Here is a 15,089-nt window from a genome sequence, read left to right as displayed (position 1 = left end):
CTGCGGGCCCGGCCGAGGTTCGAGATGTACCGACGATCGGGCCCGCCGTGGTGGTTCGATCTGGCCTCGAGGCGCTGAAATGACGACACCCAACCTGGTCTATTTCCATGGCCAGCCCGGCTCGCCGGCCGAATTGACCCTGGCGGCCCGACGGCCCGACCCGATGACCCTCTTTGCTCCGGATCGGGGATCAGACCGCACCGACCTCGCCTTTGACGCCTATATTGATCATCTGACCGATGAAATCATGAGGCGGTTTCCCTCCGGCCCTTTGCGCCTGGCAGGCTTCTCCATGGGCGCCTTTGTCGCCATGGAGGTCTCGATACGTCTGACAGGACGCGCCCTGGGGAGAGACCTGACTCTTGACCTGATCTCACCGCCAGCCCCTCTGGAAACGGGAAACTACCTCCCGCGCATGGCTGGTGGCGTCGTGTTCAACCTGGCCCGGACTGCACCCTGGGCTTTCGGGTTCATGACCACGCTTCAGGGCCGGCTGGCTGCGGCGGCGCCGCAGGTGCTTTATGGCCAGCTGTTCAGCAAGGCCGCCGGCGCTGACCGTGACCTGGCGGCGACCGCCGGGTTTGAAGAGATGATCATGGATCTGCTCGAAAGCTCCCTGCGCGATGGGGCCAGGGGATACAGGCGGGAAATCCTGGCCTTTGTCCGGTCGGGAGAAGGCCGGCTCGCCAAGGTCACCGCGCCCGTCACCCTCTGGCAGGGGATGGCAGATACCTGGACGCCGCCGGACATGGCCGACGCCCTCGCCGCTCGCCTGCCAAACCTGAGGGCCGATCGCCGGTTTCCCGGCCTGTCACACTATTCAACGCTGAAGGCGGCCCTGGCCGAGATCGTCCCCGCCTAGGGCTCTGTCAATTCGGCCGAACCCTGGGCAAGCATTCCCATGGTCGCATAGGGATTGTTCTCGTCCTGAGACCCCAAAGGCGAAGGCCTGCGGCGACGCGGTGGGGTGGGCGCCATGGCGGCGACATCAAAGGCTTCCAGGTTGGAGTGGAAGTCCTGCAGGATGTCGACCACCTCTTCAGTGGTGGCAATAAGGTCGATGGCTGTCGGAAAGCGATACTGCCAGAAGCTGACAATGTGCGAGATCACGCCAATCCGCTCGCCCAGGACCATGAACATGCTGGGCGCATTCATCAGGAAGTCGCGGAACGCCATGGGCTTGTCGTTCTGGGTCAGGTCGCGATAGGCGTCGTCATAGACCTGAAGGGCTTCCTGCACTTCCAGCCGCCGCAGGTGAATGGTCTTGATCAGCTGAAACTTGGAAGCCTCGATCATCCGGGCCTGATCATTGTCGATATAGCTCGATGACTTCAGGAGCGGGACTTCGTCGAGAACGTCGGAAAGCCGCGGGATCAGATCGTTCAGGGCCCACTTGTAATAGAGGAACCCCTTCCAGCTGAAGATGCCCTCCCGATAGCTTTCAGCATCCAGACGCATGACCCGCCGCAGCGGCTCCAGTCGCTCGTCAATGGTCGTCGAGAGGATCACACCGGCCATCTTGTGCTGGCTGGCATTGCTGGTGTGGTTCGGGAAGGCCAGTTCGATCAGGGCCTGGATCTGCGTGCCGACAAAGGTCTGCATGCGCTGCATGTCGGCGTCGGAAATGGCGAAATAGGCCGGTGCGATGACATATCCGCGACGGTTCAGATGCTCTTTCAGGAGAAAGGGATCCAGCGAGGGCAACTCACTGAGGTCCTGGAGGAGCGCCGCATCCCGATGGATGGAGTCGTGATCCTGGGTCAGCTCCTCCATCAGCGAGAGCCATCCCCTCTGCCCCACAAAGAAGGATTGACCGCCCAGGCGCAGATCCTTGCGCTCAAAAGGCAGGATGACCTTGGTGGCGACCGTCGGCGGATAGTCGAACACAAAGCGCTCGTCCCGTCGCACCCTGTGCTTCAGGACAATGCTCTCATTCAGGATGGGGTTGGCGAAGAATGGCTGGGACACATAGATCTCGTCCTCAGGGTCGCGCCCTTCGGCCACCGCCAGCAGGTTCAGGACGCGACTGGTCGAGGCTGTCCGCCGCAGGGCGTCGAGATTACGGATCGATCGATCCCCGCCTCGCGTCCTGTTATTGCGTTTTACGGCGGCCACGTCCGAACAGTTCCCTTGCTGAAACACCCATCACAGCCGGGCATTTTCACGGGACGGAGTTTCAGGCCTAAAGATTGAAAAAGAACGACCAGAGGTAGCTGAATACGGGGGCGCAGGCTCCCGACGCCACCTGCGGGAGTCATTTCCCGCCTGGCCTCGAGGCCAAGGGGGCGATCGATATGTAAGGATTGCTGTCATCCTCGACGGATGCGGTGCTTCGCCTCCTGCGAGGTGGCGGACGCTTTTGCTCGAAGGTCGGCTCGAAGGTTTCAAGGTTCTGCGAGAAGTCCTGCAGAATATCGACGATTTCCTCGGTTGGCGCCACCAGGTCTGTCGCCAGCGGGAACCGATACTGCCAGAAACTGACAATGTGCTGGATCACGCCTATGCGTTCGCCCAGGACGAGGAACATGCTTGGCGCGTTCATCAGAAAATCCCTGAACGCCATGGGCTTGTCGTTCTGGGTCAGGTCCCGGTAGGCGTCATCATAGACCAGCAGGGCGCCCTGCACCTCCAGCTTGCGTAACTGGATTGTGCGGACCAGATCGGTCTTTGAAGTCTCGATCATTCGGGCAAGGTCTTTGTCCACAAAGTTGGAAGCCTTGAGCAGAGGTATTTCTTCCAGGACGTCGACCAGGCGCGGAATGAGGTCATTCAGAGCCCATTTGTAATAGAGAAAGCCCTTCCAGCTGAATATGCCTTCCCGGTAGCTCTCCTCATCGAGCCGCATGACCTGCCGAAGGGGCTCAAGGCGCTCGTCTATCGTCGTGGAGAGGATGAGGCTGGCCATCTTCTGCTGACTGTTATTCGAGTTGCGGTTGGGAAATGCGCGCGCGATCAGCACCTGGATCTGGGATCCAACAAAGGTCTGCATGCGCTGCATATCGGCGTCTGAAATGGCAAAATAGGTGGACGAAATTGCATATCCCCGACGATGAAGATGTTCCTTCAGCAGGAACGGGTCGAGGGAGGGCAGTTCGTCCAGGTCCTGCAGAAGTGCAATGTCGCGCTGGTTGAAGTCCTGGTTCTGCGAGAATTCGTCCAGAAGGGACAACCACCCCCGCTGGCCAACGAAAAAGGACTGCCCGCCCAGGCGCAGATCCTTACGCTCAAAGGGCAGGATGACTTTCGTGGCGACAGTCGGAGGATAGTCGAACACATAGCGCTCGTCCCGGCGGACCCGGTGTTTCAGGACAATCGCTTCGTTCAGAATTGGATTGGTGAAGAATGGCAGGGCCGCGTAGGTCCGGTCCTCGGGGTCACGGTCGTCTGCGACTGAAAGAAGATTCAGCACACGGCTCGTCGAAGCCGTACGCTTTAGGGCGTCAAGGTTCCTGATGGAGCGGTCGCCCCCTCTGGTCCGTAGATTTCGTCTCGCAGCGACCACTTCTGCTCCCTGCGGCTGGAGGCTCGAACAGCCCACCAAGCCCAACCCTTGCTAGGTTCTTCACCTGCAAAGATTGAGATATACCTACCAGTAGTAGCAATACCTCCTGCCTTTGAGGACACTTGTCCTAGGCTTTCTCCCATGCCTTCCAGAGGCCATCTCGCAGGCTTGCAGCAGATTTGAAGCTGGCGGCCTTCACATGCCCAAACCCACGTATCCGTTGCGGAATCTCTGCCAGCTCACGCGCCAAGCCTGCCCTTGGGTCCCTCCACTCGGCTTCAATCCTCGCAAGGTCGGCCTGATAATCCGCAACCATGCGACGTTCCATCCTGCGCTCTTCCGTTGCGCCGAACGGGTCGATTGCGGTCCCGCGGAGCCCCTTCATTTTCGCCAGCAGCGGAAAGACGACGTCGAGCATCCAGCCACCGAAGGCCACCTTGCGCGGCCGCCCCTCGGCGTCCTTGAGGGCAAGGAAGGGCGGCGCAAGCCAGACCTTGGCCCGGCCGCCCTTGAAGGCCTTGCTCCGCTCGGCGGCGAACCTTCCGTCGGAATAGAGCCGCGCCACCTCGTACTCGTCCTTGCAGGCCATGAGCTTGTAGAGATTGACGGCGACCGCACGGGTCAGGGCGTCGGATCCAAGGCCTGCAATCCTGGTGACGCGCGCGCGGTAGTCTTCAGCATAGGCGGCGTTCTGATAGGCCTTAAGGTCTTCCGCCCGGCGGGCGATCAGATCGTCCAGGGGGATGGTGGCTGGATCGGGGGCCGGCGCAGGTTGGGCAAGGCGCGGATCATGCGCGACCTGGCGCCCCAGTTCGAAGGCCTGAAAGTTCTGGTCAGCCGCCACGCCATTGAGCTGGATGGCCCGGTACATGGCCTGACTGGAAACCGGCACATGGCCCTTCTGCCAGGCAAACCCCAGCATGATCATATTGGCGTAGATGGCGTCGCCGAACTGGCTCTCCGCCAGATGGTGGGCCGGGGCCTCGTCAAAACTATGCGTGGCTGCGGCGATCCGCTTGCCCATGTTCGCAGCGTCGAAACGGACGTCCCGGTCCGTGACGAAATCAGCTGTAGGCGCAAAGTCGCAATTGGCCACCGCCATGGTGCGGTCCCTGGCGTAGAGGGCCAGGGCGTCCGGGCCCGCGGCCGAGAGGATGTCACAGGCGATCAGTACGTGGGCGCTGGCTGCGGGAACCCGTCCGCCGACCACGCTGTCGGCCTCTGAACCGATACGCACATGGCTGAAGACGGCCCCGCCCTTCTGGGCCAGACCTGTCATGTCCACCACCGAGGCGGCGTGACCGTCCAGGTGGGCGGCCATGGCCAGGATCGAGGCGGTCGTGGTCACCCCCGTTCCGCCAATGCCGGTGAAGACGATGTTCCGCAGGCCTGTCAGGGGCTCGAACGCCGGTGACGGAGTCGATGCTGCGCTCAGGGCCGGACGGGCGGCGCCCAGGGCGTTTTCCGCCCCTTCCAGGGTCACGAAGGACGGACAGAAGCCCTGCAGGCAGGAATAGTCGGTATTGCAGCTGGACTGGTTGATCTGCCGCTTGCGTCCGAATTCAGTGTCATAGGGCTCGACCGCGACGCAGTTGGACGCCTTCGAGCAGTCCCCGCAGCCTTCGCAGACCAGGGGATTGATGAAGACCCGCCGGGGCGAAGCCGCCAGGGTTCCCCGCTTGGTGCGACGGCGTTTTTCGGTGGCGCAGATCTGGTCGTAGAGCAGGACCGTGACGCCGGGGGTGTCGCGCAGCAGGCGCTGGACCGCCATCAGCTCCGAACGGGGATGCACCTCCACCCCAGGCGCCAGGTCGGTGACGCCCTGATAGCGCTCGGGCTCCGCCGCCACGATCACCGTGCGGGCCACGCCTTCGGACGCCAGCTGGCGGGTAATCTGAGCGGGGGTAAAGCCGCTCTCTGCCTTCTGTCCGCCGGTCATGGCCACAGCGTCATTGAAGAGCAGCTTGTAGGTCACGTGCGACCCTGCTGCGATCGAGGCGCGGATGGCCAGGGAGCCCGAGTGGTTATAGGTGCCGTCCCCCAGATTGACGAAGACGTGCTTTTCCGAGGTGAAGGGCGCGGACCCTACCCAGGTCAAACCCTCCCCGCCCATGTGACTGTTCAGGTCGGTCTGGGGATCAGAGAAGCTGGCCATATAGTGACAGCCGATCCCGGCCAGGGCCCGGGAGCCTTCTGGCAGTCGCGTCGAGGTATTGTGCGGGCAGCCGGAGCAGAAGAAGGGCTTGCGCTGCTGGTCGGTCGCCAGGGTGACGGCGGCCATGGAGGCGGCCGACACGCGGCTCAGATAGTCATGCACCCGGTCCATGTGAGGGCCTGGCGGCAGGCGGTCAGCAATGGCCAGGGCGATTTCGGCGACGGAAAGGGAGCTCAGCTCCGAGAGCAGAGGATGGCCCTGCTCGTCGGTCTTGCCGATGATCCGCGGGCGGGCATGGGCCGGCAGGTCATAGAGGGCGGCGCGGGCCTGGCCCTCGATCAGGGGCCGCTTGTGCTCAATGACCATCAGGGTCTCGAGACCGGCGGCGAAGGCCTTCAGGCCCTGGGGTTCCAGGGGCCAGGGCATGCCCACCTTGTAGATGGCTACCCCGAGGTCTGCGGCTTCCGCAAACGAGATCCGCATGGCCGCAAAGGCCTCGATCACGTCCTTGTAGGCCTGACCCTGGCAGACAATGCCCAGGCGGGGCCGGGGCGCGCCCAGCACCACGCGGTCAATCCTGTTGGCCCGGGCAAAGGCCAGGGCGGCGGGGATCTTGTGGGTCCGGAGACGGCGCTCCTTGTCCAGCGGCTGGTCCTTCAGCCTTATGCCCAGGCCCCCGCTCGGCAGGGCGTAGTTGGCCGGGGTGATGATCTTGTGGCGGTCCAGGGAGACGTCGATGGTGACACCGGAGTCCATGGTGTCAGCCAGGGCGATGAGACCAACCCACAGGCCGGAGAACCGCGAGAGGCCATAGCCCAGCAGGCCATAGTCCAGGACCTCCTGCACATCGGCCGGCGACAGGACCGGCATTTCGAAGTCCTGGAAGGCGTATTCCGACTGGCTGGGCAGGGTGGAGGACTTGCAGGTGTGGTCATCACCGGCCACGGCCAGCACACCCCCGGTGGGATGGGTTCCGGCGAAGTTGGCGTGCTTGAAGGCGTCTCCGGTGCGGTCCACCCCTGGCGCCTTGCCGTACCACATGCCGAAAACGCCATCGTAGAGCGCGCCGGGAAACAGGTTGGCCTGCTGGCTGCCCCAGACGGCCGTGGCGGCCAGGTCTTCGTTGAGCCCCTCCTTGAAGACCACCTGGGCGGCGTCCAGATGTTTCCGCGCCCTGTGCGCCTGCTGGTCCAGCCCCCCGAGTGGCGAGCCGCGATAGCCGGACAGGAAGCCTGCAGTGTTACGCCCGGCGGCCTCATCCAGGCGGCGCTGATCGATCATGACCCTCAGAAGGGCCTGGACTCCGGTGATGAACACCCGGCCCTCTTTGAGCAGAAACTTGTCGTCGAGCGTCGCTTCCAGGCGCTGCATCGCAAATTCCTTCCTTTTGAGACTGCCAAAGTCCTTGCAAGATCATATAAGATTGTCGCAATTGCTTGCCAAAGGCATGCCCCAAGAGCCTCTGATCCGGCACGATTGAAGCCATTTTACCCCTATTTCGCGAGTAAAACATGTCCGAGCCCCTCGACGCGGTCGATGCCAAGATTCTGGACCTTATCCAGCATGACGCTGCCCTCAGCGTCGCCGAGATCGCCGACCGGGTCGGATTGTCCTCCAGCCCTTGCTGGCGGCGTATCAAGCGCCTTGAGGATTCCGGAGTCATCCAGCGCCGGGTGACCATTCTGGACCGGGAAAAGCTGGGCCTGGGGTTCGAGGTCTATTGCACGGTCAAGCTGTCCCTGCCGACCAAGGACAATCTCGACGCCTTCGAGACCGCCATCGTCAAGCTGCCGGAAGTGGTGCAATGCGCTACGGTAACCGGCGCAGCCGACTATGAATTGCGGATCGTCACCCGCGACATGCACGCCTTTGACGACTTCCTGCGGGAGAAGATCCTGGGTCTGGGCCTGGTCTCGAACATTGAAAGCCGCATTGTCATCCGCGCCGTGAAGAACACCACCGCCGCGCCCCTGGGCCTGATCAGCGCCTATGTGAGCACCCAGGGCTGAACCGACCATGATCGACCTCGTCATTGACCAGAAGCGCAAGGATCTCGGCGGCTTCGAAGTCGGTCGGGTCCTGCCCTATGCAAAACGGCGCATGGTCGGCCCGTTTGTCTTCTTCGATCACATGGGGCCGTCGGATTTCCCCCGGGATCTGCCGCGCAGCGCCGATGTCCGGCCTCACCCCCACATAGGCATCTCAACCGTGACCTATCTGTTCGACGGGGAAATCACCCATCGCGACAGCGTCGGCGCCACCCAGGTCATTGTGCCTGGCGAAGTGAACTGGATGACGGCGGGCCGGGGGATCACACACTCGGAACGGTTTGAGGGCCTGCGGGCCCGGGGTGGTCCCATTCACGGGATCCAGGCCTGGGTCGCCCTGCCCGACCATCTGGAGGAGACCGACCCGGCTTTCGCGCACCACGACATCAGCGACCTGCCGACCTATGAGGGCGGCGGCATGTGGGCCCGCCTGATCGCCGGCAAGGCGTTTGGCGCAGAGGCCGCGGTCAGGACCCACTCGCCCATGTTCTATGTGCACTGGGTTCTGCAGGTCGGAGCCCAGGCCCAGCTGCCAGCGGAGTATCCCGAGCGGGCGGCCTATGTTGTCTCGGGGGAGGTCGAGGTCGACAACCAGACCTTCGGGGCCGGGCGCATGCTGGTGTTCAAACCGGGTGCGCCTGTCCTCTTCACCGCAAACACGACCTCGACGGTCATGCTGCTGGGTGGAGAGCCTGTCGGACCGCGGTTCCTGGAATGGAACTTCGTCTCGTCTTCGAAAGAGCGCCTCGAACAGGCCAAGGCGGACTGGAAGGCAGGCCGGATGAAACTGCCCGACGCCGATGACGCCGAGTTCATCCCCCTGCCCTGATCTCTAATCCTGCAGCGCCTTGCGGGTCTGGTCCCAGTACTGGAACCCCGTGACGATAGTGATGACGGCGGCGACCCAGAGGGTGCCGTGGGCGAAAAGGGCCAGGGCTTCGCGCCAGGCCGGCGTCATGGTGAAGGCCGAACCGGCCGCCAGCAGAAGCTCCGCCCCCAGCGCCGTGAGCTGGCAGGTGGTCTTCCACTTGGCCAGCAGGGTGACAGGCAGCTTGATGCCCTTGCCGGCGCCCACTTCCCGCAGGGCGCTGACGGTGAATTCGCGGAACAGGATCAGGCCGGACGGCACGATCACCATGGGCTGGGGGCCCATGGCCAGCAGGCCCAGAATGGCGCCGCACACCAGAACCTTGTCGCCGATCGGATCCAGAATGGCGCCCCATACCGTGACCGCATCCAGTTTTCGCGCCAGCCATCCGTCGAAAAAGTCTGTCACCGCCGCCACGACAAAGGCCCAGAAGGCGAACCTGACCAGGCCCTGATGGGCCTCGGGGCTGATCATCAGGAACGGAATCCCGCCCCCGACCGCAGCCAGGGCAAGGAACATGAACAGGGTCAGCACCAACCGCCCTGAGGAGAGAAGATTCGGAATGGCCTTCATGGGTTGAGCTTAGCCCTTTCGGAAGAAGGCGTGAATGCGTTCTGCAAGGGCGTCGCTGACGCCATCGACCTTGGCCAGGTCATCCACCGAGGCGCGGGACACACCCCGCGCAGACCCGAAGGCGTGCAGCAGGGCCCGCTTGCGACCGGGACCGACGCCGTCGATCTCGTCCAGCGGGTTCTTGAGCATTTCCGCCGAGCGTTTGATGCGGTGAGTGCCGATGGCGAACCTGTGCGCCTCATCCCTCAGCCTCTGCAGGTAGTAAAGCACCGGGCTCTTGGGCTCGAGCATGAAGGGCGGCTTGCCGGGCAGGAAGAAGCGCTCAAGCCCCGCGTCCCTGTCAGGGCCCTTGGCCACACCGACAATGGCGATGTCGTCTATGCCGAGCTCCTCGAAGATTTCGAGGGAGGCCGCCAATTGGCCTGCGCCGCCATCCACCAGGACCAGGTCCGGGCGGGCGCGGCTGTCGCCGGACTCCTCTTCCTTCACCAATCGGGCGAACCGGCGTCGGAAGACCTCTTTCATCATGCCGTAGTCATCGCCAGGGGTCAGGTCCGTCCCCTTGATGTTGAATTTGCGGTACTGGCTCTTCAGGAAGCCATCGCGGCCCGCGACGATCATGCCGCCGACGGCGTTGGTGCCCATGATGTGGCTGTTGTCATAGACCTCGATCCGCTCGGGGTCGGTGTCCAGACCAAAGGCCTCGGCGACGCCGGCCAGCAGTTTCGACTGGGCCGAGCTTTCCGACATCTTCCGCCCCAGGGCCTCCCGGGCATTGGTCAGGGCGTCATCGACAAGCTGGCGCTTCTCACCCCGCTGGGGCCGTGTGATCTCGACCTTGCGGCCGGCCTTGATACCAAAGGCCTCGGTCAGCAGGTCGGCCTCGTCAGGCTCGACACTGGTCAGGATCAGCTTGGGGATGGGCTTGTCGTCGTAGAACTGGCCCAGGAAGGCCGCCATGACCTCAGAATCCCCATCAGTCTTGTCCACCCGGGGGAAGTAGGCGCGGTTGCCCCAGTTCTGGCCGGCGCGGAAGAAGAAGACCTGCATGCAGGCCTGACCCCCTTCTGCGTGCAGGGCGAAGACATCGGCCTCCTCCAGGGACTCCGGATTGATCTGGGTCTCCTGGGAGACTGAGGCCAGGGCGCGGATCCGGTCACGCAGGCGGGCAGCCAGCTCGAACTCCATGTCATCGGAAGCCGCCTGCATCTGCGACGACAGGGTCGCCAGCACCGCCCGGCTCCGGCCCCGCAGGAAGTCCTCGGCCTGGTCAACCAGCCCGGCATAGTCTTCCAGACTTATCAGGCCCGTACAGGGCGCTGCGCAGCGCTTGATCTGGTGCAGCATGCAGGGTCGGGTCCGCGCCTCATAGACGCTGTCGGAGCAGGATCGCAGGAGGAAGGCCTTCTGCAGGGTGTTGAGGGTCTTGGTCACCGAGTGGGCCGAGGCGAAGGGCCCGAAATAGTCGCCCTTGATGGTATGGGCCCCGCGATGCTTGCGCAGCTGGGCAGCGGGATGTTCGCGCCGGATGACGATTTCGGGGAAGCTCTTGTCGTCCCGCAGCAGGACGTTGAACCTTGGCTTCATCTGCTTGATCAGATTGATCTCGAGCAGAAGGGCGTCGGTCTCGGTGCGGGTGGTGACGAACTCCATGGACCGGGTCAGGTCGACCATCAGGGCGATGCGCTGGGTGTGGAACCGGCCCTGGGCATACTGGATGACGCGCTTCTTCAGGGACCGGGCCTTGCCCACATAGAGGACCTCGCCGTCTTCGCCCATCATACGATAGACCCCCGGCGAGTCCGGGAGCCGGCGCACCTGATCCTTGATCAGGGCCGCGCCTTGCAGGGGTTGATCGGTCACGTCCGAAGCCATGGCCTACATATAGGCGAGTCCGGCGCGGCGCAGCGGATTTCCGAAGGGATCAGGCCAGCCAGGCCCTGCGGATGGCGTTCTGGGCAGGCTTCTCGAAGAACCTGAAGGCAACCCAGGACAGGGCAAGGACCACCACAAGATAAACCACAAAGAGACTGCTGCTGTAGAAGGGAACAGCCAGACCCAGCGCCGAAAACCCAAGGATCGCGGCCAGTTGCAGGGGGAAATGCAGGAGATAGCTGGCATAGGTCAGATTCCCGAACCCCTCGATCACCCGGGCGACAGCGGGGGGCGCAGGGAGGTGGCCGGCCGCCAGCACCAGAACCAGAGGGGTCAGGACAAACAGGGCGCTATTGGTCTTTTCGCTGTCGCTGAGCACATCAAGACCAGCCGCGGCGGAGATTGCGCAGGAGAGGCAGGTCAGCACGGCAATCTGGATCCAGGGCCAGGCCCGATGACCGGCAAATCGCCCCCGGAAAATAGCGGCCAGGCCGCCCGCGTAGAAAAAGCCCACGCCATTGACCAGGGCGCTTTCGCTTCCCCGGGACTTGGCCAGCAGGAACAGGCCGATCATGGCCAGGTTCACCAGGTTGGTACGCCCGAACAGTCGGAGGCAGGCGTAGAAGACGAAATAGACCAGGACCTCCATGGAGATCGACCAGATCGGTCCGTTGAAACTCAACCCGTTCTGCAGACCCCAGTAGGAGCCCAGGAAGAGTTGCAGGACAAAGTGCTTCAGGTCGTTGTTGCCGTAGACAAAGCTGAACCCATGGCTTCCGACATACAGGACCTGCAGGCCTGCGACGACCAGCAGGGTGAAGAGATGAAGCGGATAGAGCCTGGAAAACCTCAGGACAAAAAAACTGCGGCCATCCACCCGTCGTTCCGCCAGACTGTCGCGGTATTTGTGGAAAAAGATGAAGCCGCTGATGCACCAGAAGACCTGCACACCGTTCAAGCCGTAGTCGAAAAAGGGCCTGAACAATCCGTAGAGCGGCTGCTGGTTCCGGACAAAGCCAGTCGCCTCTTCGCCAACAAAGGAAAAGTGCTGGTAGTGCCAGACCAGTATGGCGAAGGCGGTGATGAACCGCAGGATTTCAAGGCCGAGAAGCTTGTTTTCCGAACGGGCGGCAGGGATCGCCAGGGTCATTTTGCTCGCCAGTCTGCCGGTCGCCGAATCGGCCATATCTGGAAACAGAGAGCCTCACACACCTAAACAGACCGTGGAGATTTCCGGGTCTGCCCCCCGGGTCGGCAACATGCTGAACCGGGATTTACCCCCTTAGGTGGCAGGTCGATTTACCTTGCGTTGATAATTCCCGCCCGAATTCGGAACGGAAACCAAATGAAATCGATATGGCTGGGAACAGGCGCCGTCATCGCCCTGATGGCGGGTCATGCACACGCTGCTTCGGAGATCACTGACACGGTGACTCCCTTCGCCACCACACTGGCGACGACGCCGACAAACTATTCGACCCCCTGGCTCAACCAGATCTCGCTGCCAACATCCACAACGACCAACACCAAAGGCGGCCAGGGCGTCGTCCTCGGCATTGTGGACACCGGCATCATATCCAACAATTTCGAGGTGACCGGCCGGGTATCCGCCCTGTCCAGCTGCGCCGCCATCACCTTCAAGTGCAGCAATGGCGCGGCAGACGATCAGGGCCACGGCACTGCTGTGGCCGCCATTGCGGCGGGCGCCTACACCGGCGCTACGGCAATGATGTCGGGCGTGGCGCCTGGCGTCACCATCGTCGCCCAGAAGTCCATGAGCGCGCTCGGCATAGGCTATGATGTCGACATTGCGAACGGCATCACCAAGGCCGCCGATGCCGGCGCCACGGTGATCAATCTCAGCCTCACTTTTGCGCCGACCAACCGGATCGTCACCGCCATGAACTATGCCGCCGGCAAGGGGGCGGTTCTGGTCTTTGCAGGGGGCAATGAGAATACGACCCTGCTGGCCGGCGCGAACTCTCTGGGCCTGTCCCAGGCCGCCCTCTCCCGCCTGCTGTTTGTCGGCTCGGTCAACAGCGCCAACGTCAAGTCCAGCTTCTCAAACACCCCCGGAACCGGCTCGGCGACCGCTGCAGCCAGCGGAACGACGCCTGCCAAGTCCGTCACCTATTCTTCCCTCTGGCTCATGGCCCCGGGTGAGAACATCATTGCGCCGGGGATCAAGTACGGACCGACGGCCCTGGCCTCCTGGTCGGGCACCTCCATGGCCGCGCCCGTCGTGGCGGGAGCTGTGGCCCTGCTGCAGAAAACCTGGCCGGCCCTGATCCGGAATGGCGCCGCCCCGGCCGTCCTGCTGGCCACCGCCACCAATCTTGGCGCGGCAGGAACGGACACCACCTACGGCGTCGGCCTGCTCAACCTCTCCCGGGCCTTCTCGCCGGTTGGCGCCCTCAGCGCCGTGAGTCCGACCGGGACCTCAATCTCCCTGGGCGCCAGCAGCAGTGCGACCATCAGCAGCACCACCCTGGGAACACTGAAGTCCCTTGGAACAGCCCTGAACACCTACACGGTGTTCGATGGCTACAGCCGGAACTTCTCGGCCAATCTTTCGACCCTCATCAGCAAGCCCGCGGGAACGGCCGTCAGCCTGTCGTCCCTGACCTACAACCCCGTCTGGACCAACTCCCTGAAACTGGCCGGGGGCGGCGAAATCTCGATCTATCGCGACACCCTCAGCACCCTGGCGGACGACCGGTTTGACCGGGACGCCTACAGGATGGGGGCAACCGCCCCGCGCGCCCCCATAAACTATCTGGCCTACACCACGCGTGAGGGCATCTCGATCGCCGGGGGTTATGGATTGGCCTCAGCTGGCTTCTTCGACAGGGCGCTGTGGGGCTCGACTGCCGCCGCCGACCCCGGGGTCGGCGGTCTGAGCGCCCTGGCCCAGGGCGGATACTCAGCCACGGTCGCCGCACCCCTCTCTGAAAACCTGCGCCTGGCCGCCGGCTGGTCTCAGACACCAGAGCCGGACCAGCCCCTGTCGCTCAGGGGCGCCAATGCGCGCTCCGCCCGTTCAGAGACGATTGGCCTCGTCTATCAGGATGACGGCCCCGTTTTGCTGGGGGTCATGGTGTCGGCCCTCAACGAAACCTCCGGCCTGCTCGGCGCCTCCTATGGTCCCGAGAGCGCCCTCAATTTCGGCAAGGGAGGCGCCTCCTACCAAGCCGACGTCACCGCCGTCATCGACCTGGGATCTGGACGTAGCCTCGCCTTGACCCTCGCCAATGCCCGAACCCCAGGCCGAGACGTGGCACAGGGCCTGATCTCCCGGGTCAGCGACCTGGATTCCCGGGGCTATGGCATGGCCCTGACGCTTCCGGACGTCGCGGCCAGGGGAGACCGCCTGACCTTCAGTGTCAGCCAGCCCCTGCAACTGCGCTCAGGATCCGTGGCCCTGGCCCAGACCGAGGTCGATGATGAAGGCTACAACCACACCACCGAAGTGGACACCGCCCTCACAGGCGGGCCTGCGGAAACAGATCTGGCTGTGAGCTATTCCAGGGTCATGGCCCGGAAGACCTATTTCCAGGCCGACCTCACCTGGCGCACCCATACGCCACGGGCAGAGTCAGACCTGGCGATCCGGGGCGTGATGCTGAAGCGGTTCTAGGGCTCCAGCCCAAGGGCCCTCAACACAGCGCCGCTGTCATAATAGGGGCGCTCGCAGATGATCCTGTCGGATCCGGGCGGGAATTCGAAGCTTGCGGTCATGCGCACGCGGAAGGCCTTGCCGGTAGGCTCAATGGTCTTGCCGCGCACGCGCAGGGGGCCAAGGTGGGTGCCGGTCAGCCAGAACTCCACCAGGACGGTGTCACCGTCATGGGCAAGGGCGATGATCTCGTTGCCCTGGTCCGGGAAGGGCGTGCGCGAGGCCTTGAAGTAACCCCGCACGGCCTCCTCGCCATCAAAGACAGCACCCGTCCCGTACATTTCATATCGGGGGTGGGCGAAGGTTGCGATGACGGCGTCCCAGTCGCAGGCGCATTCCAGGGCCATGTGGTCCCGGACCGTCTGCATCCGCGCCTGGGCCAGGCCTTCCAT

Annotated in this window: 9 protein-coding genes and 2 pseudogenes; 4 read left to right on the top strand and 7 right to left on the bottom strand. The window is 63.4% G+C overall.

From position 1 onward, the window contains the following. Positions 1-79: 79 nt before the first annotated feature. Positions 80-862, top strand: a complete 783-nt coding sequence (locus CFE28_05585) for a hypothetical protein (protein OYU69518.1) — start codon at positions 80-82, stop codon at positions 860-862. Between the two features lie 137 nt (positions 863-999). On the opposite strand, the pseudogene CFE28_05580 reads toward CFE28_05585, so the two are convergent. The 3 genes and pseudogenes from CFE28_05580 to CFE28_05570 all read right to left on the bottom strand — a co-directional run bounded on the left by CFE28_05580 (position 1,000) and on the right by CFE28_05570 (position 7,028). Continuing rightward, positions 1,000-2,115: pseudogene (locus CFE28_05580) on the bottom strand (hypothetical protein). 283 nt (positions 2,116-2,398) lie between these two features. Further along, positions 2,399-3,502: pseudogene (locus tag CFE28_05575) on the bottom strand (hypothetical protein). A gap of 127 nt (positions 3,503-3,629) precedes the next feature. Beyond that, the gene (locus CFE28_05570; GenBank protein OYU69517.1) at positions 3,630-7,028 is read right to left on the bottom strand and encodes an indolepyruvate ferredoxin oxidoreductase; all 3,399 of its coding nucleotides are present in this window, start codon (positions 7,026-7,028) and stop codon (positions 3,630-3,632) included. 140 nt (positions 7,029-7,168) lie between these two features. Between CFE28_05570 and CFE28_05565 the strand changes: the two genes are divergently transcribed. Further along, a complete protein-coding gene (locus tag CFE28_05565; protein OYU69516.1) occupies positions 7,169-7,666 on the top strand; it encodes an AsnC family transcriptional regulator in 498 nt (165 codons plus the stop codon). Between the two features lie 7 nt (positions 7,667-7,673). Then, positions 7,674-8,534: a hypothetical protein gene (locus CFE28_05560; protein ID OYU69515.1), complete on the top strand. Its 861-nt coding sequence runs from the start codon at positions 7,674-7,676 to the stop codon at positions 8,532-8,534. Between the two features lie 3 nt (positions 8,535-8,537). Here the strand turns inward: CFE28_05560 and pgsA are convergent, their stop codons facing one another. From pgsA to CFE28_05545, 3 genes are read right to left on the bottom strand one after another with little or no spacing between them, the layout of a single operon-like run. Next, a complete protein-coding gene (gene pgsA, locus CFE28_05555; protein ID OYU69514.1) occupies positions 8,538-9,146 on the bottom strand; it encodes a CDP-diacylglycerol--glycerol-3-phosphate 3-phosphatidyltransferase in 609 nt (202 codons plus the stop codon). Between the two features lie 9 nt (positions 9,147-9,155). Then, complete coding sequence (locus CFE28_05550) at positions 9,156-11,021, bottom strand: excinuclease ABC subunit C (GenBank protein OYU69513.1); 1,866 nt, start codon at positions 11,019-11,021, stop codon at positions 9,156-9,158. Positions 11,022-11,070: 49 nt separating this feature from the next. Next, positions 11,071-12,207 carry an acyltransferase gene (locus tag CFE28_05545; GenBank protein OYU69512.1) on the bottom strand — a complete coding sequence of 379 codons (1,137 nt, stop codon included), beginning with the start codon at positions 12,205-12,207 and terminating at the stop codon, positions 11,071-11,073. 159 nt (positions 12,208-12,366) lie between these two features. Between CFE28_05545 and CFE28_05540 the strand changes: the two genes are divergently transcribed. Further along, complete coding sequence (locus tag CFE28_05540; GenBank protein ID OYU69511.1) at positions 12,367-14,658, top strand: hypothetical protein; 2,292 nt, start codon at positions 12,367-12,369, stop codon at positions 14,656-14,658. Here CFE28_05540 and CFE28_05535 read toward each other — a convergent pair. Further along, entirely contained in the window at positions 14,655-15,089 is a 435-nt protein-coding gene (locus CFE28_05535) for a hypothetical protein (protein OYU69510.1), read from the bottom strand. The two genes, CFE28_05540 and CFE28_05535, sit on opposite strands and share 4 nt — an antisense overlap.

It is taken from the genome of Alphaproteobacteria bacterium PA2, from assembly GCA_002256425.1.
GTDB lineage: Bacteria > Pseudomonadota > Alphaproteobacteria > Caulobacterales > Caulobacteraceae > Phenylobacterium.
This window is presented reverse-complemented; position numbering and strand designations above follow the sequence as displayed.

What these genes read in the sequence shown, in the direction of transcription:
- CFE28_05585 (OYU69518.1), top strand. Translation starts at nt 80, where the DNA reads ATGACGACACCCAACCTGGTCTATTTCCATGGCCAGCCCGGCTCGCCG.
- CFE28_05570 (OYU69517.1), bottom strand. Translation starts at nt 7,028, where the DNA reads ATGCAGCGCCTGGAAGCGACGCTCGACGACAAGTTTCTGCTCAAAGAG.
- CFE28_05565 (OYU69516.1), top strand. Translation starts at nt 7,169, where the DNA reads ATGTCCGAGCCCCTCGACGCGGTCGATGCCAAGATTCTGGACCTTATC.
- CFE28_05560 (OYU69515.1), top strand. Translation starts at nt 7,674, where the DNA reads ATGATCGACCTCGTCATTGACCAGAAGCGCAAGGATCTCGGCGGCTTC.
- pgsA (OYU69514.1), bottom strand. Translation starts at nt 9,146, where the DNA reads ATGAAGGCCATTCCGAATCTTCTCTCCTCAGGGCGGTTGGTGCTGACC.
- CFE28_05550 (OYU69513.1), bottom strand. Translation starts at nt 11,021, where the DNA reads ATGGCTTCGGACGTGACCGATCAACCCCTGCAAGGCGCGGCCCTGATC.
- CFE28_05545 (OYU69512.1), bottom strand. Translation starts at nt 12,207, where the DNA reads ATGGCCGATTCGGCGACCGGCAGACTGGCGAGCAAAATGACCCTGGCG.
- CFE28_05540 (OYU69511.1), top strand. Translation starts at nt 12,367, where the DNA reads ATGAAATCGATATGGCTGGGAACAGGCGCCGTCATCGCCCTGATGGCG.
- CFE28_05535 (OYU69510.1), bottom strand. Translation starts at nt 15,089, where the DNA reads ATGGAAGGCCTGGCCCAGGCGCGGATGCAGACGGTCCGGGACCACATG.